The sequence below is a fragment of the Peptococcus niger genome (assembly GCF_900101835.1).
In the GTDB taxonomy this organism is placed as follows: domain Bacteria; phylum Bacillota; class Peptococcia; order Peptococcales; family Peptococcaceae; genus Peptococcus; species Peptococcus niger.
This window is the reverse complement of the sequence record NZ_FNAF01000001.1, coordinates 294,391-314,089: the sequence shown is the minus strand read 5'-3', so window position 1 is coordinate 314,089 and position 19,699 is coordinate 294,391. Positions and strand designations below refer to the sequence as shown.

At 50.7% G+C, this 19,699-nt stretch carries 21 protein-coding genes; 15 read left to right on the top strand and 6 right to left on the bottom strand.

The window, feature by feature from the left end; translation table 11 throughout:
• The first annotated feature begins 53 nt into the window (after positions 1 to 53).
• Entirely contained in the window at positions 54 to 728 is a 675-nt protein-coding gene (locus BLQ16_RS01650) for a DUF554 domain-containing protein (protein WP_091791011.1), read from the top strand.
• A gap of 73 nt (positions 729 to 801) precedes the next feature.
• Here the strand turns inward: BLQ16_RS01650 and BLQ16_RS01645 are convergent, their stop codons facing one another.
• Positions 802 to 1,545, bottom strand: a complete 744-nt coding sequence (locus BLQ16_RS01645; protein WP_159427939.1) for a SanA/YdcF family protein — start codon at positions 1,543 to 1,545, stop codon at positions 802 to 804.
• A gap of 125 nt (positions 1,546 to 1,670) precedes the next feature.
• Between BLQ16_RS01645 and BLQ16_RS01640 the strand changes: the two genes are divergently transcribed.
• A complete protein-coding gene (locus BLQ16_RS01640; protein ID WP_159427938.1) occupies positions 1,671 to 2,318 on the top strand; it encodes a C39 family peptidase in 648 nt (215 codons plus the stop codon).
• 61 nt (positions 2,319 to 2,379) lie between these two features.
• Here the strand turns inward: BLQ16_RS01640 and BLQ16_RS01635 are convergent, their stop codons facing one another.
• Together BLQ16_RS01635 and BLQ16_RS01630 are read right to left on the bottom strand one after the other, a co-directional pair.
• Positions 2,380 to 2,631, bottom strand: coding sequence for a hypothetical protein (locus BLQ16_RS01635; protein ID WP_091791008.1), 252 nt, complete (start codon positions 2,629 to 2,631; stop codon positions 2,380 to 2,382).
• Complete coding sequence (locus BLQ16_RS01630) at positions 2,624 to 3,289, bottom strand: HAD family hydrolase (protein WP_159427937.1); 666 nt, start codon at positions 3,287 to 3,289, stop codon at positions 2,624 to 2,626. The genes BLQ16_RS01635 and BLQ16_RS01630 overlap by 8 nt, the downstream gene beginning before the upstream one ends.
• Positions 3,290 to 3,420: 131 nt before the next feature.
• On the opposite strand from BLQ16_RS01630, the gene BLQ16_RS01625 reads away from it, so the two are divergent.
• From BLQ16_RS01625 to BLQ16_RS01610, 4 genes are all read left to right on the top strand, one after another.
• Complete coding sequence (locus BLQ16_RS01625) at positions 3,421 to 3,810, top strand: hypothetical protein (RefSeq protein WP_091791006.1); 390 nt, start codon at positions 3,421 to 3,423, stop codon at positions 3,808 to 3,810.
• Complete coding sequence (locus tag BLQ16_RS01620) at positions 3,807 to 4,487, top strand: thiamine diphosphokinase (RefSeq protein WP_091791005.1); 681 nt, start codon at positions 3,807 to 3,809, stop codon at positions 4,485 to 4,487. The genes BLQ16_RS01625 and BLQ16_RS01620 overlap by 4 nt, the downstream gene beginning before the upstream one ends.
• 79 nt (positions 4,488 to 4,566) lie before the next feature.
• Positions 4,567 to 5,133 carry a DUF3783 domain-containing protein gene (locus BLQ16_RS01615; RefSeq protein ID WP_091791004.1) on the top strand — a complete coding sequence of 189 codons (567 nt, stop codon included), beginning with the start codon at positions 4,567 to 4,569 and terminating at the stop codon, positions 5,131 to 5,133.
• Between the two features lie 2 nt (positions 5,134 to 5,135).
• Positions 5,136 to 6,872: an aryl-sulfate sulfotransferase gene (locus BLQ16_RS01610; protein WP_091791003.1), complete on the top strand. Its 1,737-nt coding sequence runs from the start codon at positions 5,136 to 5,138 to the stop codon at positions 6,870 to 6,872.
• A gap of 87 nt (positions 6,873 to 6,959) precedes the next feature.
• Here BLQ16_RS01610 and BLQ16_RS01605 read toward each other — a convergent pair whose 3' ends face one another.
• Both BLQ16_RS01605 and BLQ16_RS01600 read right to left on the bottom strand, forming a co-directional pair.
• Positions 6,960 to 8,474: an IMP dehydrogenase gene (locus BLQ16_RS01605; protein ID WP_091791002.1), complete on the bottom strand. Its 1,515-nt coding sequence runs from the start codon at positions 8,472 to 8,474 to the stop codon at positions 6,960 to 6,962.
• Positions 8,475 to 8,494: 20 nt separating this feature from the next.
• Positions 8,495 to 8,878, bottom strand: coding sequence for a VOC family protein (locus tag BLQ16_RS01600; protein WP_091791001.1), 384 nt, complete (start codon positions 8,876 to 8,878; stop codon positions 8,495 to 8,497).
• 129 nt (positions 8,879 to 9,007) lie between these two features.
• Between BLQ16_RS01600 and dnaB the strand changes: the two genes are divergently transcribed.
• The 5 genes from dnaB to BLQ16_RS01575 all read left to right on the top strand — a co-directional run bounded on the left by dnaB (position 9,008) and on the right by BLQ16_RS01575 (position 15,081).
• Positions 9,008 to 10,369 (top strand): replicative DNA helicase, encoded by a 1,362-nt coding sequence (gene dnaB / locus BLQ16_RS01595; protein WP_091791000.1) that lies wholly within the window; start codon positions 9,008 to 9,010, stop codon positions 10,367 to 10,369.
• 98 nt (positions 10,370 to 10,467) lie between these two features.
• Positions 10,468 to 12,027, top strand: coding sequence for a bifunctional metallophosphatase/5'-nucleotidase (locus tag BLQ16_RS01590; protein ID WP_159427936.1), 1,560 nt, complete (start codon positions 10,468 to 10,470; stop codon positions 12,025 to 12,027).
• Between the two features lie 33 nt (positions 12,028 to 12,060).
• On the top strand, positions 12,061 to 12,720 hold the full coding sequence (locus tag BLQ16_RS01585; RefSeq protein ID WP_091790998.1) for a Crp/Fnr family transcriptional regulator: 660 nt from the start codon (positions 12,061 to 12,063) through the stop codon (positions 12,718 to 12,720).
• Between the two features lie 199 nt (positions 12,721 to 12,919).
• Entirely contained in the window at positions 12,920 to 14,119 is a 1,200-nt protein-coding gene (locus BLQ16_RS01580) for a pyridoxal phosphate-dependent aminotransferase (protein WP_091790997.1), read from the top strand.
• A gap of 92 nt (positions 14,120 to 14,211) precedes the next feature.
• Positions 14,212 to 15,081, top strand: a complete 870-nt coding sequence (locus BLQ16_RS01575) for a ComEC/Rec2 family competence protein (RefSeq protein ID WP_091790996.1) — start codon at positions 14,212 to 14,214, stop codon at positions 15,079 to 15,081.
• Here the strand turns inward: BLQ16_RS01575 and BLQ16_RS01570 are convergent.
• Positions 15,078 to 15,722: a hypothetical protein gene (locus BLQ16_RS01570; RefSeq protein WP_091790995.1), complete on the bottom strand. Its 645-nt coding sequence runs from the start codon at positions 15,720 to 15,722 to the stop codon at positions 15,078 to 15,080. The genes BLQ16_RS01575 and BLQ16_RS01570 overlap by 4 nt on opposite strands.
• A gap of 32 nt (positions 15,723 to 15,754) precedes the next feature.
• On the opposite strand from BLQ16_RS01570, the gene BLQ16_RS01565 reads away from it, so the two are divergent.
• The 4 genes from BLQ16_RS01565 to menB all read left to right on the top strand — a co-directional run bounded on the left by BLQ16_RS01565 (position 15,755) and on the right by menB (position 19,699).
• A complete protein-coding gene (locus tag BLQ16_RS01565; RefSeq protein ID WP_091790994.1) occupies positions 15,755 to 16,762 on the top strand; it encodes a type IV pilus twitching motility protein PilT in 1,008 nt (335 codons plus the stop codon).
• Positions 16,763 to 16,775: 13 nt separating this feature from the next.
• Positions 16,776 to 17,432 (top strand): HAD family hydrolase, encoded by a 657-nt coding sequence (locus BLQ16_RS01560; protein WP_091790993.1) that lies wholly within the window; start codon positions 16,776 to 16,778, stop codon positions 17,430 to 17,432.
• 80 nt (positions 17,433 to 17,512) lie between these two features.
• The gene (locus BLQ16_RS01555; protein WP_091790992.1) at positions 17,513 to 18,721 is read left to right on the top strand and encodes a cofactor-independent phosphoglycerate mutase; all 1,209 of its coding nucleotides are present in this window, start codon (positions 17,513 to 17,515) and stop codon (positions 18,719 to 18,721) included.
• A gap of 159 nt (positions 18,722 to 18,880) precedes the next feature.
• The gene (menB, locus tag BLQ16_RS01550) at positions 18,881 to 19,699 is read left to right on the top strand and encodes a 1,4-dihydroxy-2-naphthoyl-CoA synthase (protein WP_200781852.1); all 819 of its coding nucleotides are present in this window, start codon (positions 18,881 to 18,883) and stop codon (positions 19,697 to 19,699) included.

Sequence of the window (19,699 nt, the reverse complement as noted above, 5' to 3'; positions counted from 1 at the left end):
CTAGGGGGAGCCCACAAATCGTTGCGGGCAGCGGTATAGAAGGGGAGGATAGGATGCCGGGAACGCTTGTAAATGCGGGGGCCATCGTTTTAGGGGCCCTCTTGGGGCTCCTCTTGAAGCGGGGACTGCCGACGGAAGTGCGCAACCTGGTCATGCAGGTAAACGGTTTGGTGGTGATGATGATTGGCTTGAAAATGGCCCTCGAATCACCGAATGATGTGGTGCTGGTGGTGGGCTTATCCATTGGTGCCCTTATCGGCACGGCCTTGCGGCTGGATGACCGCCTAAACCATTTGGGCATGACGATTAAGGCCCGCCTGCGGGTGCAAGATTCGAATTTTGTAGATGGGTTTGTGTCCGCATCGCTGATTTTTTGCATTGGGGCCATGGCCATCGTCGGTTCTTTTGAAGCCGGTGTCAATCATAATTATGACGTATTGTTTGTGAAAGCCACCATTGACGGCATTATGTCGATTGTCCTAGCATCGACTCTGGGTGTCGGCGTGGCTTTTTCCGGGGCGGCGGTCTTCCTTTACCAGGGGGGCTTGACCCTCTTGGCAGGGGTTTTAGAGCCGGTCTTAACCGACCAGGTGATTGCTTACATGTCTTCGTCCGGTGGGCTTTTAATTGTGGCCATTGGCTTATCGGTGGCGGGCATTAAGGAATTTAAGACAGCAAATTTATTGCCCGGCATGTTTATTTGCGGCTTGCTGGGTTATTTCGTTTAAAGAAAGAGCGCCCTAGAGGAAGCTTCCGCTGGCTGGCAGAAGCCTTCCTCTAGGGCGCTGATTGCTTTGGTCATTATTTTTTCTTGGCATCAAAATTGAAAATCGGTTGGGCAACGTGGTCGCGCGACCAGTCAATGCCGGCGTTCAGTCCGTCTTTAATGAGGAGGGGCCAATTTTCGCTGTGGCTTTGCAGGACATCTTTGATGCGGGCCCAGAACTCACGACTTTCGTAGACCTGGCGACCCTCCCAGGGATGTTGATCAGCCGGGACCCCGTAAGCTTTTAGGTCTAGGGTCTTGGCGATATTTAAAGCCCGGTAGAGATGGTACTGCTGGCTGACGACGATGACCCTATGGGCGTTAAATTTATTTTTAGCGCGCAAGACGGAATTGTAGGTGTTGGTGCCGTCCGGATCAATTTCCATGGCCTTTTCAGGAATGCCGGCCTCTTTTAAATAGGTCTGCATGGCCTTTGTTTCATCGTAATAATTTTGGTCGGTATCGCCGGACAGGAGAAGCTTTCGACCGGCTTTATTTTTGTATAAGGCCGCTGCGGTATCCAGCCGTTCTGCAAGCATTGGACTGGGCTTGCCGTCGGCATTTAAACCGGCCCCCAGGACCAGGATGAGGTCTGTATTTTTGTCGGCCAATTCGTTTGGGGCCCAAAGATTATTGCTGCCTTGCGCTAAAACGTAGATGTTAATACCGATAAAAATAGTGGTAATGAGTAAAATTAAAATGAGGATCGTTGCAAATAGGTGCCATAGTTTTGAAAATAAACCGGTGATCAAGCGGCCGGCTTTACTGTCTTGAGACATAAGCATCCTCCTTTATGGTCTGTGTCAGATTATACAATAAACCGTTGTATTTTTAAACAGCCAACCGCCTTTTGACACAGAATCCTTAGCATGTTAGCATGACAGTGATATTTAGGAAGAAAGGTGTGAGTGGCTTGAAATGGATCGTGCGCCTCTTGGCGCTTTTGATTATTTTAGGAACAATTTTTGTCTTGCGACCGGTGCAATTGGAAGTCCCTTATGAAAGTCAATTGCCGACCTTGCCCAATGGCTGTGAAGCGGTATCTTTAGCCATGGTATCGTCTTATTATATGGCCCCCATTGACGGGGCAAGCCTTGTCAACAACTATTTGGACAAGGGCCCGATTGGGACTACCGATCCGCATGAGGCCTATGTCGGAGACCCCTACGGTGACGGCTATTACGCCTACCAGGCGGTCATTGCGCGAACGGCGCAGGCTTACTTTGACGATTGTCACCTGCCCTTAAAGGCCAAGGCACCGCTGGTAACAGACCCTTGGCGGCTGGCCTTTCATTTGCAACGGGGAGAGCCGTCCCTGGTTTGGATTACGGTGGACGATAAAAATCCGCGCCGCGATCCTAACGTGACCTGGCAGCTGGGCGATAAATCCTATTCGCCCTATACCAACTTGCACGTGGCCGTTCTTGACGGCATCAATTGGCGGTCTGTCCACTTGTCCGATCCGCAGAATGGCGCGCGGGAAATGCCGCTCTGGCTTTTTTTGAAAAATTATGTCCTGATGGGGATGCGGGCGGTAATCGTGACCCATTAGAAAAAACGACTGGTGCCATGCTGACTTTGGAAGGGGAGCCTTTTTAAAGTCAGCATGCGGTTCAGTCGTTTTTTTCTGCCTCGGCATCCAGAATCATTTGGGCTACGGTCGCTTCATCGCCGCCGGTAATAAAGAGCAGGATGCTGAAGGTTTTTTCTTCCAGGTCTTCTAAGGTATAAGCCCAATTGGCAGCGGCAAAATTATAGCGGTCCATTTGGTCCATGACATTTTCCTTGCAAATATAGGTGAAGGACTGCCAGTCTTCAGCCACGTCCAAGGCGTAATAATGGGTGTGTAAAGGCGGTTTATCCATGGTGCCTCCTAAAGGGCAGGGGGGCTTCTGCCAGCTCGCTAAAGGAATGAATGTAACGGTTGCAGCAGGTTTCAATGGCCTCCTCATCGCCGACGGCAGAGGGATCGGCCACGCCAACGGTGTAAAAGTCCGCTTGGGCTGCGGTGCGCAGTGCCGATAGGGTGTCTTCAAAAACAGCACAATCACCGGCTGTCAAGCCATAACGCTTGGCGCAATATAAAAAGATATCCGGTTCGCGCTTGCCCTTACCGATTTCCGCAACCGTGATGGAAAAATCAACCAGATCGGCTAAGCCGGTACGGGTCAACATGGGTTCGTAAAGGTAGCGCGGCGTAGCGGTGGCGATGCAGCAGGCAATGCCTCGTTCCCGTAAAAAGGATAAGTAAGCCAGGGCCCCTTCTTTAGGCTGTATCCGGGTCAGGTAATCCGCCTGCATCCGGCCCTGGTATAGGTCAATGACCTCGGTCCGGGTAATGTCCGGATGCTTGGGCAAGAGGGCTTCCATCAACAAATCAAAAGCCCCGTGCCGATTGACCAGCCGGTCCATCTCTGCCCCGTAGTCGACACCGTTTTCGGCTAAAATACAGGCCAAATGATGTCGCCAATAGGGCATGGAATCCACCAATGTTCCGTCCATGTCAAAAATAGCTGCCTGCATGGTACCCCTCCATCTTCTCTGCCTTAAAATAATATTGCCAAGACCAGTATACCATGCAGACGGGCGGCTGCAAACATACGGATTGCGCCCGGTTGGGGGCATGTGCTATTATTCAGTTAGGAGGAATGCGTATGAACAGTAAACGATTGATACGGCTTGCCCTGCTGGCATTGGCGGTCATCGGTTTGGGAGGCCGCCAGGTCAAGGCAGCAAAAGAATCGATGACGCTGACCCTGATCAACGCCACAGAAGAAAGCCTGGATGTCTACCTGGGCACCGATACGGCAGCTCATTTATTGGAGCAAAAAGGGCTTGACCCCGGTCAGGAAGCGACCTTTCTCTTGACCGACCTGCCCCTTGGTCCGCATACGGCCATCGTGGCTGAAATTTCTTCCCGCGACCGGATGGCGGTCTTCCGCCGACACTTGATTTATGATTTAGATGCGGTAGAAGGACCTTATAAGGGGCTGATCGTCGATTACGGCAAAGGCGTAATTGATGTAAAAATGGTACGCAAATGATCCAGCTGACAGAAACCCTATTAAACCCTGAGGTGACTCGGCGGGGCTTGCTGATTACCGGTGGAAGGCCACCGTCGCCACCGCTTATTGACCAGGCCCGCCAATGCTGTCATTTTACCCTTTGTGCTGACAGCGGTGCGGCCTGCTTGTTTCGTATGGGAATTTTTCCCGACCTGATCATCGGCGATATGGATTCACTGGCGCCGGATATTTATGCGGAGCTGCAGAAATCACATTGTCAAACGGTGGTTTTGCCGACAGAAAAGGATTACACGGATACCCAAGTGGCGCTCGAATGGCTCTTTGACCATGACTATGAAGAAGTGGTGCTGTTGGGCGGTACGGGCAGCCGTTGGGACCATAGTGCCGGCAACGGCTTTTTGCTGACCGGCTTTGGCCGACGGAACAAGCCCATTGTGATGTGGGATGCGGTCAATGCCATGCGCTATATTTCGCCGGGACACTACCGGGTGCCCGCTTCGGACCACCGCCTGAGCCTGGTACCGACAGATGATGCAGGGATAGGCTTGAGCCTGTCGGGCTTATATTATCCGCTGGAAGGGGCGGATGTCCCTTTTGGCCAAAGCCTCTTAATCAGCAATGAATTTTCTGAGCCCTATGCCAGCATTGAGCTGATGCGCGGCGATGCCTGGCTTTTTGTCAGCCGTGACGCTTGAGGCGGTGCGGTAGGCTCCACTGCCTGCGATAATCACAATAGAGGACATAGCAACTTACAGCTGAACCCAAGGAGGATATATGATCTGGATGTATAATATGGACGCCCTATCAGATAAGGATCGGGTGCAATTGATGAATGTATTGAACGGTTTAAATGAACCCTGGCGGCAGTTGAGCCCCGGCGATTTATTGTTAACGGTGCAGGAAATATTGGACAACGGCCAGGGGCAATTGAACAAAGAGCCTGATGATGCGCCGGATGTTCCCTTTATGTTGATGGACCTGGATGACCCCCTGCTGGATCAACTCCTGGCCGGCTTGCGTGACCGAGAAATTGACCTGCCCTATAAGGCCATGGTGACTGATAATAATCGGACCTATTTGCTGGGAGACCTGGTCCGCCACATCCAAGAAGAAGACCGGGAGGTTCGGGCACTGGTCAAACTTCAGCGGCTCATGAAAGGGACCACCGCTTTTGAGGAAAAAGATTATGATGCGGCCTCCTGGCAGGCCTTTCAAGCGGTTTATCAAGAAGCCGAAGATGCCTTACAACGGGCAAAGACCGGCGATATGACGCCTGATGAAGCGGAAGCCATCTTAAAAAATTTTAATATGAGTGTCTTAAATTTGATTGGACAGGCGTAAAGATGGCGCGCTATACGCCGTCTCCCTGGGCCACCCAAGCGGCTCAGCGAGACCGGCTGATGCAGCTGGCCGCCGCCCATTCGTTTGAGGACCCCTGCCTGGTGATGGACCCCTTTGGGCGGGCCCCCTTATCGGCGGTGGTCTGCTTTCATACGGATTGGCCCCGGTCCTTTACCCTTGAAGTGGCCGGTTTATGCCGGCAGACGCCTAGGGCTAAACGGCATTTGATTGGGGTCTGGGGGCTGCCTGCCGGTGAAAGAACGCCGGTTGTCCTTCATGACGGAGCAGGTGACCGCACCGTGTTGTTCGCTGAGACGCCGTCAATCCAGGGCCCGGCATTTTCCTGTGATGGTGACAGGGCTGACTTTTTTGGGGTTGTCTTCGCAGACGGTGAAAAAGGTCCGCTGGCTTATGATGCAGCAGGGCGTCTGCGGTGGTGCCTCACAGATCCCTGCAGCCATGTCCTGGCCATCAACCGGCGGGGGCATTTTTTGACCGGGGCCCCGCTCAATCCGGCACCGCCGCATGCGGGGACCGCCATCTGGGAAATAGATCCGTTGGGATACCTTTACCGAGAATGGCGGTTTGGCGCCGGCTTTTCTGATGATTTACTTGAAATAGCGGATGGCAGCTTATTGGTCATCGGCGGCGACCCGGGCCAAGGAACGGTCCGCAATACGCTTTGGAAACTTTTGCCGGATGGTCATGCGCAGATTTTTTGGCAACCGGACGACCAGCTGCGTCAATTGTCGCAGCGTACCGGACAAAGCGGCAGTGACCCGGTTCAATTGACCTCTCTTTATGAAGACCCGGAGGAGGGCTACATCTGGGTGAGTGCAGCCGCCTTGGGCATGAGTTTTGTGCTGGATCCGGTCACCGCTGCTTGCCGGCAAATTTTTGCTGAGCGCCGGTTACAGGGGACCTTTCCGGAGCCAGCTTTTTGTCAGGTAACCTACCCGGCCGACGAATATGACCCGGCGGCCTTGCTTCCGGTGCCCAGCGGAACGGTACACTTGCTGTCCCATCGTTTGGCGGAGGGGCAGGGCTTGCCGGAGGTGCGTCTTTGCACAGGCTTGACCTGTCAGTCCCTTTGGCAGGGTCAGAACAGTTCTCCGGTTCTCAACCGTTTGCGCCCGGTGGATGACGCTTTTCTGGTCCACCTGGGGGCTGTTGCAAAAGACAATCATCCGCCGGCCATTTATCGGGCCATGGAGAAGGCAGCCGTTACCAGTGAAGGTTGCCTGATGAGGCCGGATGGAAAGGTCCTGCTGGAATATAGCTTGGCAGAGGCCGCTGCTGACCTGCGCCTCTTTGCACCGATGACCTTAAAAGCCCTGAATGAAGAGGCCGTGGGCATACTCGGTAGCTGGCAAATGCCACTTCAGGTGGATGTTGCCCTGCCGGTCAGCGCTGAGGAAGAAGGCTTGGATGACTGTCATGGGACGATTTTTCAATACGGAGATGCCCTATATGTTAAGGCCAGCTTTTACCAAGGCGAGGCGGTGGCCTTGCGATTGGCACAAGAGGACCACACAGAGTGGTATTACCTGCCAACCAATCGCCGTCCTTATGGCAGCGAATGGCGCTACAGCGTGAATGAAGGGATTGAACGCCCTATTATTTGGCGGGTGCCCCTGGCAGACAAAACCGGCCGCTGGACCCTGGCGTTATGGGTTGACGGCACCCTGCTCCACGATAGGCCGATTGACCTATATGCGGAGGCACCGGGTAAGGGTTAAGTCATTTTAAGCGGTTAAGCTCATAAAAATAGGCTTTGCGTGATGATTTCACGCAAAGCCTATTTTAGATTATGGAGCGGCTAGTGATTATAAGTGGTTAGACCCATCCATGTCTGTATTGCGGAGGGTGACGTCATGGGCGCCGCCTTCAACGATAGAGGTGGCGCTCACCAAGGTTAATTTGGCCTTGTCCTGTAATTCCTGAATGGACATGGCGCCGCAATTGCACATGGTTGAGCGAATTTTGCTTAAGGAAAGCTGGACATTATCTTTTAGGGCACCGGCATAGGGAACGTAGGAGTCAACCCCTTCTTCGAATGAAAGCTTGCCGTCGCCGCCCATGTCGTAGCGCTGCCAATTGCGCGCACGGGCAGACCCTTCTCCCCAATATTCTTTCATATAGCTGTTGCCGATGTGCACCTTATTTGACGGGCTTTCGTCAAAGCGGGCAAAGTAACGTCCCAACATGACGAAGTCTGCGCCCATGGCCAAGGCCAGGGTGATGTGGTAATCGTAAACAATTCCGCCATCTGAGCAAATGGGGATGTAAATGCCCGTTTCTTCGTAGTATTTTTGACGCGCCTCTGCCACCTCAATGACCGCCGTTGCTTGCCCCCGGCCAATGCCCTTTTGCTCCCGGGTAATGCAGATGGAACCGCCGCCAATCCCGACTTTGACAAAGTCGGCGCCGGCATCTGCCAGGAAGCGAAAGCCTTCAGCGTCAACAACATTGCCGGCACCGATGATGACATCGTTCCCATAGTGTTCACGTGCCCATTGGAGCGTACGCGCCTGCCATTCGCTGAACCCTTCAGAGGAGTCGATGACCAGCGCATCTGCTCCGGCTTCAACCAAGGCCGGAATACGGTCTTCGTAATCACGGGTGTTGATACCGGCGCCGCAAATATAGCGCTTACGGTCGTCTAAAAGCTCTAAAGGATTATCCTTGTTGGTGTCATAGTCCTTACGGAAAATCAAATAGAGGAGGTGGCCGTCTTTATCGATAATCGGCAGCTGGTTTAATTTATGTTTCCAAATCAAATCGTTTGCCATCGGAAGCGTTGTATCTTCCCGGCCAACGATTAAGTCTTTAAAAGGGGTCATGAAGTCCTTGACCTGCATATCGCGCGGTGTGCGTGAAAGGCGGTAGTCACGACTGGTTACGATTCCCAGGAGCTTGCCGTTCGGTCCCCCGTCATCGGTTACGGCCATGGTTGAATGACCGGTTTTTTGCCGCAAGGAGAGCACATGGGCCAGCGTGTCTTCCGGGCGCAAATTGGAATCGCTGGTGACGAAGCCGGCTTTATGTTTCTTCACCCGGCGGACCATGTCAGCCTGATTTTCAATAGACTGGGAGCCGAAGATAAAAGAAATGCCCCCTTCTTGAGCCAGGGCGATGGCCAGGGTATCGTTTGAAACCGCCTGCATTACAGCAGATGTCAGCGGAATATTGACGGACAGTCTAGGGGTGTCGCCCTTTTTAAAACGGCACAGGGGTGCTTTAAGGGATACTTGATTTGGAATGTGTTCAGCTGAAGTATAACCGGGCAAGAGTAAGTACTCACTGAAAGTATGAGACGGTTCATCGTAAATAAAAGCCATATCATGCGCTCCTTTCAAAATTAAAGTTCAACACCGTGATTTTCCGGTAAAATTTCGATCCAATAACCGTCCGGGTCGGCAATGAAATAAATGCCCATGGCAGGATTTTCAAAAACGATGCAATCCAGCTGCTTGTGTAAAACGTAAGCTCGAGCAAAATCGTCTACTTCAAAGGCCAAGTGAAATTCATTTTCGCCTAAGTCATAAGGACCCGGGTGGTCCCGCAGCCATGTTAACTCAAGCTGGTGGCGACTTTCACCATCGCCCAAATAAACAATGGTAAAACTTCCGTCATCAGAATTGATCCGGCGGACCTCTTTAAGGCCCAGGGTTGTTTCGTAGAAGGCCATCGAATTTTCCAAATCGGTGACATTGATGTTGTTGTGTAAAAAACGAAATTGCATAAGTGCCCTCCTCATAGTGGTTTTCCTAATTGTAGCACAAGCCGTGCGATTTCAACAGAGGTCATTCTTTTATCCATCAAAAGGTCGACCGGGTATGGTATAATAACTGTAGCTGAAGGAGGGAAAGTTATGAGCGAATGGGCGCAAAATTTGCCGCCACACAGTGAAGAAGCGGAAAGTGCCGTATTGGCTGCGATGTTTCGAGAGCGCGACAGCATTCATGAAGTTGTGCAATTGATTAAAGAAGAGGATTTTTACCTTCCTGAAAACGGTATTATGTTTCGGGTCATGGTGGAGATGAATGAAGCCGCAGAGCCCATTGACTTGATCACCGTTACCGAACGGCTTCGTAAAATGAACTTGCTGGAAAAAGCCGGCGGTTTAAAGCGAGTGGCACAAGTCGCTGGTGCCATCGGTTCTGTTTACAACTGTGCGCATTACGCGAAAATTATTCGTGAAAAAAGCGTTTTGCGCAAATTGATCCATGCCACCGGGCACATTTCGGATCGGTCCTTTGAGGACGCAGACCCGGTGGAAGAAATTTTGGATGAAGCGGAAAAATTGGTGCTGGATATTTCACAGGACCGGGCGCGTGGCGGTTTGGTGCCGGTTGGCGAAATTGTCGATGCCAATTTGGAGCGGTTGGAAAAACTTTCCCAACAGACCGGTGATTTGACGGGTACCCCTTCAGGCTTCGTAGACTTAGACCATATTACATCCGGCTGGCAGAAGAGTGATTTTATCATCATTGCAGCCCGGCCAGCCATGGGGAAAACTGCCCTTTGTTTGAACATGGCGTCAAATGCGGCCATGGGCGATAAGGGGGTGCCGGTGGCGATCTTTTCTTTGGAAATGAGTAAAGAGCAATTGGTTCAGCGCTTGATTTCAGCCACCGCCCAGGTGGACCAATCTTACTTGCGCACTGGCTCATTGCCGGAAGAAGACTGGGCGCCCTTGGTGGCGGCCATAGGCCCCCTGGCTGAAGCGCCGATTTATATTGATGATACACCGGCCATCAGCATCCGTGAATTGCGGGCCAAGGCCCGGCGGTTACAGGCGGAACACCCGGATTTGGGCCTGATCATCATTGACTATCTGCAACTGATGGGCGGTAGCGGTAAAAGCGAAAACCGACAGCAGGAAGTTTCTGAGATATCCCGTTCGCTAAAAGCCTTAGCCCGCGAGCTGGATGTCCCGGTGATCGCCCTATCCCAGCTTTCCCGTTCTGTAGAGGCCACACAGGATAAACGCCCGGCCTTATCTCATTTACGGGAATCCGGTTCTTTGGAGCAAGATGCTGACCTGGTGCTCTTCATCTACCGGGAAGAGTATTATTTCCCTGAAGAAACGGAAAGACAAGGCATTGCAGACATCATCATCGCCAAACATAGAAATGGCGCAACCGGCTCTGTAGCCCTGTCTTTTCAAAAGGAATTCACCAAGTTTGGTAATCTGGCACAATACGCAGAACCGCCAAGGGACCTTTCATAATTTACTTTTTGAATTTCAACATTTACTTTTGAATTTCAACCATCTTTTGTTGTTTAAGGGACTTTAATATGATATTCTTTTGCAAGAAGGTGGTGTGTATGGATCTTTATGTCTTTGCGACCAGTGATGTTCATGGCTATATTGGTCCGACGGATTATTTGGCCAACAGCAAGTCTACGAACCTAGGGCTGGCAAAAGCAGCCGGCGTTATTGAATCTGTGCGTCAACAGCATGAGCATGTTATTTATATCGATAATGGCGACCTGATTCAAGGATCGGCGTTGGCACAATACCTTGCCCTCTATTATCCGGAAAAAGGCCCTCATGCCTTGGTTGATTGCTTAAACCGCATGGGTTGTGATGTGGGCGTTATCGGCAACCATGAATTTAACTTTGGCCGAGCCTATATGGATAAAGGCCTGCACGATGCCACCTTTCCAATCCTTGGTGCAAATATATTAAAGGAAAGCACAGGCGAGCCGGCTTTTCAACCCTATGCCATTATTGAACGGCAGGGTATACGTATCGGTGTCTTAGGACTTGTGACCGAGTTCGTTCCCCGCTGGGAAAAAAGTGCACACATTAAGGGCTTGCGCTTTGCCAACCCGATTGAAACGGCGGCCCGGTGGGTGCCGATTATTCGAGAAAAAGCGGATATCGTTATCGTTTCCTATCATGGCGGATTTGAACGAGATCCAGAAACCGGTGAGTCCATCAGCTTACAAAAAGGGGAAAATGTGGCTTGCGCGCTGGTGGATGAAGTGCCGGGCATTGATGCCCTGATCACCGGTCATCAACACCGTCAGATGTGCGGAATTTATAAAAATGTTCCCTTTGTGATGCCCGGTTGGCGGGCTGAAGCGCTGGGGCTCATTCATTTGTGCCTGGAAAAGGGAGCAGACGGTTCCTACCAGGTGGCCTGTCATGATGCTTGCTTGTTAAACAGCGGTCATGTGGAGCCCAACCCCGACATTATGGCGGCCATAGGGCCCTTGGCGCAAGAGGTAGAAGAGTGGCTGGACCAGCCCATTGGTAGGGTCGAGGGCGATATGGAGATTCGCGATCCGATTTTTGCCCGCAGCCATATGCACCCCTATGTTGACTTTGTCAACCGCCTGCAAATGCAGGTGTCCGGCGTGGATATTTCCTGTACCGCTATTTTTAATGCCCAATCTTCGGGCTTGCCGGAAACCGTAACGGTGCGCAATATTGTCAATAATTATGTTTATGCCAATACGCTTGCCGTATTGGACGTTAGTGGTGAAGATTTAAAAAAAGCACTTGAAAGATGTGCAGCTTTTTATAAAATAAATGAAGGCGGTTCATTGGGGATTAGCGATGCCTTTGCAAAGCCGTTTATCCAATACTACAATTACGATATGTATTCAGGAATTGACTACACCATGGATATACGTAAACCGGTGGGTGAGCGGATTGTTCAATTGCTCTACCACGGTGAACCTGTGCATGCCGACCAGCGGCTAAAAATTGTTATGAACAATTATCGGGCTGTAGGCGGCGGTGAATATCCAATGTACGGCAAAGAGAAGGTCGTTCAGGATATTCAGGTGGATATGGCGGACCTGATTGTTGAATATATCGTCCACAATCCGGTTATAAAAGCACAGCAAAGCAACAACTTGCAAGTACTGTACTGAGCATGTCACGAATCATGAAAGAGGTAAAAGAGTATGGAAGACTTACTTAATCGCAGTGGTGTCAAACGCGTTATTTTTTATCGTGGCGATTATATCATTCGTCAAGGCGAACCGGTAGATAATATTTATTATCTGGAAACAGGACGGTGCTATCGTGGCGCAAAGACGGAAGGCGGCAATGAAGTATTCTTTGACTTTAAAACCGCTTTCGGCTCATTTTATGATGCCCTGGTTGGGGTTTTGGCCATGTTTTCAAATGACCAGGTCAGTGAATGCAACTTTATCGCCACAGAGCCGGTGTGTGCTTATCGCATTCCTGTGGATGTGGCCATGGCCTATTTCAGTGAAGACGCTGACCTATTAAAAGGCTTATTAGCGGTAAGCATTGAAAAACAGCGGCAAATCAGCTGGCTCTTTGCAGCACGCCAGGAAGGGCGCGTTCCCAATCAATTGTGCAAGCTTCTGTACTTTAATTCCTACTTAACGGAAGAGGGGCGGCGGCGCGTTAGCCCGGATTACTCCAGCTTTATTCGCTTGTCCCAGAAACTCGGTGTGCATAAGGTCACCATTTCAAAAATGATGCGGGCACTTCGTGAGCAAGGTGCCATTGTCACGGAAGGGCGTCGCGTGTTTATTACGGACACGGATTTAATGCTGGAATATATTATGAATGGGCGCCAACTCATCTATTAAAAAAGCTAATCGGCGACCTTGGACCTTGCAATCCCTTGCTAGAAGCGGGATTGCAAGCCAGGTCGCCTTTGTTTATAAAGAGGTAGTTCATTTAAATCATAGTATTTTAATATTCGACATGGTATGATGTTACTGACAATTGTAGCAATTTGAATTGCTTGTATTATTTGATTTTTTGAAATGGAGTGTGACAAGAAAAATGGAAATGTCTAGTCGCGTATCACATATGCAATCTTCTCCGATTCGTCGCCTGGTGCCCTATGCTAATGCGGCACGGAAAGCGGGCAAAAAAGTTTATCCTTTAAATATCGGCCAACCGGACATTAAAACCCCGAAAGGCTTTTTTAATGCCATTCGTGATGTTGATTTGGAAGTTTTAGCTTATGCCGATTCTGCCGGTGATGCGACATTAATTGAGGCCATTCAGGCTTACTATAAAACCTATGATATGGATTTTGACCAAGATGAAATCATCATCACCAATGGCGGCAGTGAAGCCTTGCTTTTTGCAATCATTACCCTGTGTGATCCGGGTGACAATATTGTGGTGGCTGAGCCCTTCTATACCAACTACAACGGCTTTGCTTCTGCGGTCAATGTTGAAGTGCGTGGGATTACCACCAAAGCGGAAGACGGCTTCCATTTTCCGGCCCGCGAAGAAATTGAAAAAGTGCTGGACGACAAAACACGCGCCTTTATTTTAAACAACCCGGGCAACCCGACCGGGGTGGTCTATACCGCTGAAGAAATTAAAATGATTGTTGACATTGCCATTGATAAAGACATCTTTATTGTGGCCGATGAGGTGTATCGTGAATTTGTCTATGACGGTTTAGACTATAAGAGCTTCGGTAACTTCCCGGAAGCTGAGGACCGCGTTGTGATTGTTGACTCGGTCTCCAAGCGCTACAGTGCCTGTGGTGCGCGCATCGGGAGCCTGGCATCTAAAAATAAAGACTTTATGGGCGGTGTCCTAAAACTTTGCCAAGGACGTCTATGCGTACCGACCATTGAAATGATTGGTGCTACAGAATTGTACCGGACGCCGGTTGACTACTTTAAAGAGGTCAATGATGAATACCGTAAGCGTCGTGATACGGTCTTTAACGCCCTGAAAAAAATGGATGGCGTTATCTGTGAAGAACCGAAGGGTGCTTTTTATGTGGCCGTTAAATTACCGGTTGATGATGCGGAAAAATTCATTATTTGGATGCTTTCCGATTTTGACTACCAGGGAGAGACCCTTATGATGGCGCCTTTAGAAGGGTTCTATGCAAGTCAGGGCTTAGGGAAAAACGAAGCCCGGATTGCTTATATTTTAGAAACCGGCGAGCTGGAAAAAGCCATGAAAGTTTTAGAAGAAGCCTTGAAAGCTTATCCCGGACGTCAGGTCATTTAACCTGAACAGGAAAAAATCGCTCAACATTTTATGTTGGGCGATTTTTTTGTATAATAGAGGGGCCTTTAAGGCTAGCACAGGAGGAACAATCATTGAAGAAAGTTATTGCTTTATGGATTATTATGGTCTGCTTTATCGGTGGATGTGCACCGGCTGAAGAGGAAACACCGACGGCTACAGATGGCCTGTTGAAAATTATTTTTATTGACGTTGGCGAAGGGGACAGCGCATTAATCATCGCTCCTGATGGCAAGGCAATGCTGATTGATGCTGGCGTTCCTTCCGCTTTTCAGACGGTTGACAATGTTTTGTCGGCCTATGGTGTTCGGCAGCTTGAGGCGGTGGTGGCAACGCATGCCCACGAGGACCATATGGGTGGCCTGGTAGGCATTTTAAATAAATATCAGGTGACCGCCCTTTACGGCAATGGCTATTCGGATAGCCGGATATTTTCTGCGTATTTAAGCGCTGCGCAAGTCCAGGGATTGACCCCGGTTGCCTTGCAGGCTGGAGATCGGATTAATTTTTCCAAAGGCCTTGCCTGTGAGGTGGTGGGGCCGAGAGATGCCAGCGGGGCTGACGGAAATAGTGCGAGCATTATCATGCGGATAACTTACGGGCGCCATCACTTCCTGTTTACCGGCGATGCTGAAAAGGCTGAAGAGGATGATGTTTTGGCGAAATATGGCAAGGGTATTCGTTCAACGGTGATTAAAGTTGGTCATCACGGCAGTACCACGTCCAGTTCGCCGGCATTTGTCCAGGCGGTAAAGCCCAAGCTGGCGGTTATTTCTGTTGGGGCAAACAGTTATGGTCATCCGGATCAATTGGTGATTCATCGCTGGCAAAAGCTTGGTGCAGAGGTTTATAGTACGGAGCAAAGCGGGCATATTGCCTTAGAAAGCGACGGCCAAAACTTGTACCTATCCACCCAGAAAACCAATACAGCCTTGGCGGCCTAAATAAAATTTAGCAGGGCATCGGGCCAAATGAGCAGGCCAATCAGCAAACCGATGGCCAACCAGGAGACCAGGGGGATCGGTTTGCGGCTGACGGCACCGACCCAGATGCTATCGATGATTCCTTGTAGAAGCGCTAAAATAATGCTGATGAGGAAGATGCGCGGATAAAAACCGGCACCGCATAAGAAGGCGGACAGGCCGATGACCCATCCGTCGCCCTCCCCAAACCCTTGCGGATAGAAGTATAGGACGGGTAAGATGATGACAAGGGCGAGGGCAACCATAATCAGCCGTGAGGTCATGATCGGCGTCTGCCAGACAAGGACTTCTACCCCAATTAAGCCGGCAAGGGCCAGTAAATCAACGGTTAGGATGGACCGATAGGCAAAATCATCATAAGCGAGCAGGAAGAGCAGGCAGCCCAAGAGGACATACCAGGCCGCCAACCGGGCATCGGCTGTGCGACTAAAAATAGCGATGGACCAAAAGGCGGGAAAGATGGCCGGCAGGACGATATATTTGGCCGATAGGGCAATGGCCTCTTGCCTGCGCCGCAAGGCAAAAAGCGCCAAGCCGCTGCAGACGGCCCAAACGGATAAAAAAATAAGGGGTAAGAGTAAGGTGTTTGTAGAATTGGACAAGGTAGACCCTCCAGGAATATAGGGAGTATAACATGAATGAATTTTTGCAGGCTGCCATGGAGAGCGGCGTTACAGATGTTCACTTTACCCATGACGGCGTTTACGTGAGAAAAAACGGAAAGCTTGACAAGGTAGCTGGTGTCCAATGGACAGCAGCTGACCTGTTGGCCTTTTTTCAGCATCAAGGCCTAGCCGTTCAAGATGATTTTGCAGTTTCCTTGTTCGGCCGCCGGGTCCGGGTGCATCGCTACCAAACCTACCACGGCTCAGCTTGGGCCTTGCGATTTTTACCCGGCCAGGTGCCGGATATTCAAGAGCTTCATTTGCCGGATCAGCTGGCGCGACTGGCCACAGAAAAAAGCGGTTTGATTTTACTAACCGGACCGACAGGCAGCGGCAAGTCTACCAGCTTGGCTGCGATGCTGAAGCACCGGGCTGCTGCCGGCGGTCACCTGATGACCTTTGAACGGCCGGTGGAGTATTTGCTGGCGTCGGATGAGGCGCTTATTACGCAAACTGAGCTGACAGCAGATGAGGCCCTGGCCCCTCTGTTGGCAGCTGCCTTGCGGGCGGATCCGGATGTCATCATGGTTGGCGAAATTCGCACAGCAGAAGCGGCAAAGGGCGTCTTGTATTTGGCCGAAACCGGGCACCTGGTGATGACGACCCTGCACAGTGCAGATGTGGTTCAGGCGCTGATGCGGTTGGTGCACTTGATTGATGCCGAAGAGCGCCCCTTGTGGCAAGGCATTTTAGCGGAAGTATTGCGTGGTGTCGTTGCCCAAACCTTGATATCCAGTCCGCTGACAGACGGGCTCTTACCGGTTGCGGAAGTCTTGCTTCAATCTGAAGGGCTGGCCCGTCAAATTAGAGACGGGGCCTGGTCCCTGATTGCGCAAAGTCTTGAAAACCAGGGCGGCGGATTGAGCTTTGAAGCCCATTTGGCCAATCACGTTCAAAGGGGTTTATTGGATGCGGCGGATGCCTTTCAATTGGCCCGCCATCCGGAGCGATTGACGATACTGTTAGGCATGTCATAAACCAGGAGATGTTATGCAGGGAGCGATTTTTGATTTAGACGGAACCCTCTTGGATTCCAATGGCGTATGGAAACAAGTGGATGACGTTTTTTTAGCACGCCATCATTTGACCAAAGATGCAGAGTACACACGGGCAGTGACCCAAATGGAGTACAGCGCTTCTGCGGTCTTTGTCGCTGAAAAATACCATTTGGACATGAGCCCACAAGAGATTATGGCAGAGTGGGAAGCCTTGTCTTTAGAGGCTTACGCCCAGCAAATTCCCATGAAAGAAGGGGCCAGAGAGGTCTTGACCGCCCTTGCAGAGGCGCAGGTCCCTTTGGCCCTGGTGACCTTATCACCGGCTGTCTTGTACGAAGCGGCCTTAAAACGTCACGGCGTCCTGGACCTTTTTCAATTGAAAATGACCGTGCCCAAGGCCCATGAGCAGGGCAAAGATCGGTTTCTATACGATGCGGTTTGTCGTGAATTGGCCATTCCGGCCGCTGCTTGCATCGGGTTTGACGATGACCTGTCGGCTTTAGAGGCCATGCGGGCTTCGGGTATGACCGCCTATGCCTTGCAGGATATGCGCAATGGCGACATGAAAAACCTTTACTCGGCAGCCGGCTTCCCGCAATATTCATGGGCAGAGATCCAGGGAATAATACTGTCTGATAAAATTTATTGATAAGACATGGACACCTGCCCCCTCGATATGGACGCAGGTCTATGGTAGCATAATTCTATCTCATGGAAAGTGGTGATTCGATGAAATACATCGTTCTTTTAGGTGACGGCATGGCCGACTATCCGGTGCCGGATTTAGATGGCAAGACGCCCTTGGAGGCGGCTCATATTCCGACTTTTGATAAATTGGCCCAAGAAGGGGATACAGGCTTGGTGCATACCATTCCGGAAGGGTTTCCGCCCGGTTCTGACGTGGCAAATCTTTGTGTTATGGGCTATGACCCGGTTCAATTTTACAGCGGGCGTTCGCCCCTGGAAGCGGTCAGCATTGGGGTGCCCTTGGCAGCTGATGATGTGACTTATCGCATGAACTTGGTGACGGTAACGGAAGATGGGGCCTTTGAAGACTTGACCATGGTGGATCATTCAGCCGGTGAAATAACCACAGCTGAAGCGGATGCCTTGGTTCAGGCCCTTAACGAAGCCTTGCCCCTGGCCGAGAATGAAATTTATACCGGCACCAGTTATCGGCACTGCCTGGTGGTTCATGGTGGGCAGACAGGGGCCGACCAAACACCGCCTCATGATATTTTAGAGCAAAAAATCGGCGCCTATCTGCCGAAAGGCGTACAAGCGGACTATTTCAATCAACTTATGCGTGCGTCTATGCCGATTTTAAAAGATCATCCGGTTAATCGCAAGCGTATTGCAGATGGCAAACGACCGGCAAACTTGGCTTGGTTCTGGGGAGAAGGCACCAGCCCGGCGCTTACCTCCTTTAAGGAATTATATGGTAAAACCGGCGGGGTGGTCAGCGCAGTGGACCTCCTGAAAGGCTTGGGGCTGTCAGCAGGTTTGACGGCACCGGAAGTGGAAGGGGCCACCGGAACCCTGGATACCAATTATGAAGGCAAACTGGCGGCCGCCTTGACCATTTTAAAGGACAATGACTTTGTTTACCTGCATTTTGAAGGACCGGATGAAGCCGGTCATCATGGGAACCCGGTGGAAAAAATAACGGCCATAGAACGGTTGGACCAGCGTGTTTTACAACCGCTGATGGCGGCCCTGGCAGAAGCCGGTGAGCCCTATCACTTGCTCCTTATGCCGGACCATGCCACCCCCATTGTTGAACGCACCCATACAGCAGACCCAATTCCCTTTACCCTGTACCGATCCAACCAGGAACCGACACATCCGGCAAAAGGTTATACTGAAAAACATGCGCAGGAAACGGGCTGGGTTGTGCCTGAAGGGCATACGCTTATGCGCCTGCTGCTGGCAGAATAAAATAACCATTATAAACAGATGGTTGCCATTTTTTGGTGACCTCTGTTTTTTTATGAAAAATATTTTTTGCAGTGTATATTAAGTAAAATTGTGGTAGAATTTCGATAGGTTAGATTATTATAATAAGAGCCATTTTTTGTTTCTATGAAAGGAGACCTTATGGACAAGCAGTGGATGGAAATTAAGAGCTATCAAGAGATTGTTTTTGAGCGTGCCGGAAAAATTGCCAAGATTACCATTAATCGGCCGGAGGTCCACAATGCCTTTACGCCCCTCACCATACAGGAAATGATTGAGGCCATGACCATTTGTCGTGATGATGCGAGCATCGGCATCGTCATCCTAACCGGGGCAGGTGATAAAGCTTTTTGTTCCGGCGGTGATCAAAAAGTCCGAGGTAATGGTGGCTATGTGGGCCAAGATGGGATTGCCCGGTTAAACGTGCTGGATTTGCAACATTTGATTCGTATTTTGCCGAAACCGGTTGTTGCCATGGTTAAAGGCTGGTCCATCGGCGGCGGAAATATTTTACAGCTGGTTTGTGACATTACCATTGCTGCGGATAACGCCCGTTTTGGGCAAACCGGTCCGAAAGTCGGCTCTTTTGATGCCGGCTATGGTTCCGGCTATTTGGCCAGAGTGATTGGTCACAAAAAAGCTAAAGAAGTTTGGTTTATGTGCCGTCAGTATACAGCTGAAGAGGCTTGCCAAATGGGCTGGGTCAATACCGTTGTGCCTCTGGCGGAGGTAGAAGATGTGACCCTGCAATGGTGCGAACGCATGCTTATGATGTCGCCGACGGCTTTACGTTTTATCAAAGCGTCAATGAATGCAGATACGGATGGCTTGGCTGGGCTTCAGCAATTGGGTGGCGACTGCACCATGCTGTATTACACCACAGATGAAGGCAAGGAAGGGAAAAATGCCTTTTTAGAAAAAAGAGATCCGGATTTTGATGCCTTTCCCAAGTTTCCTTGA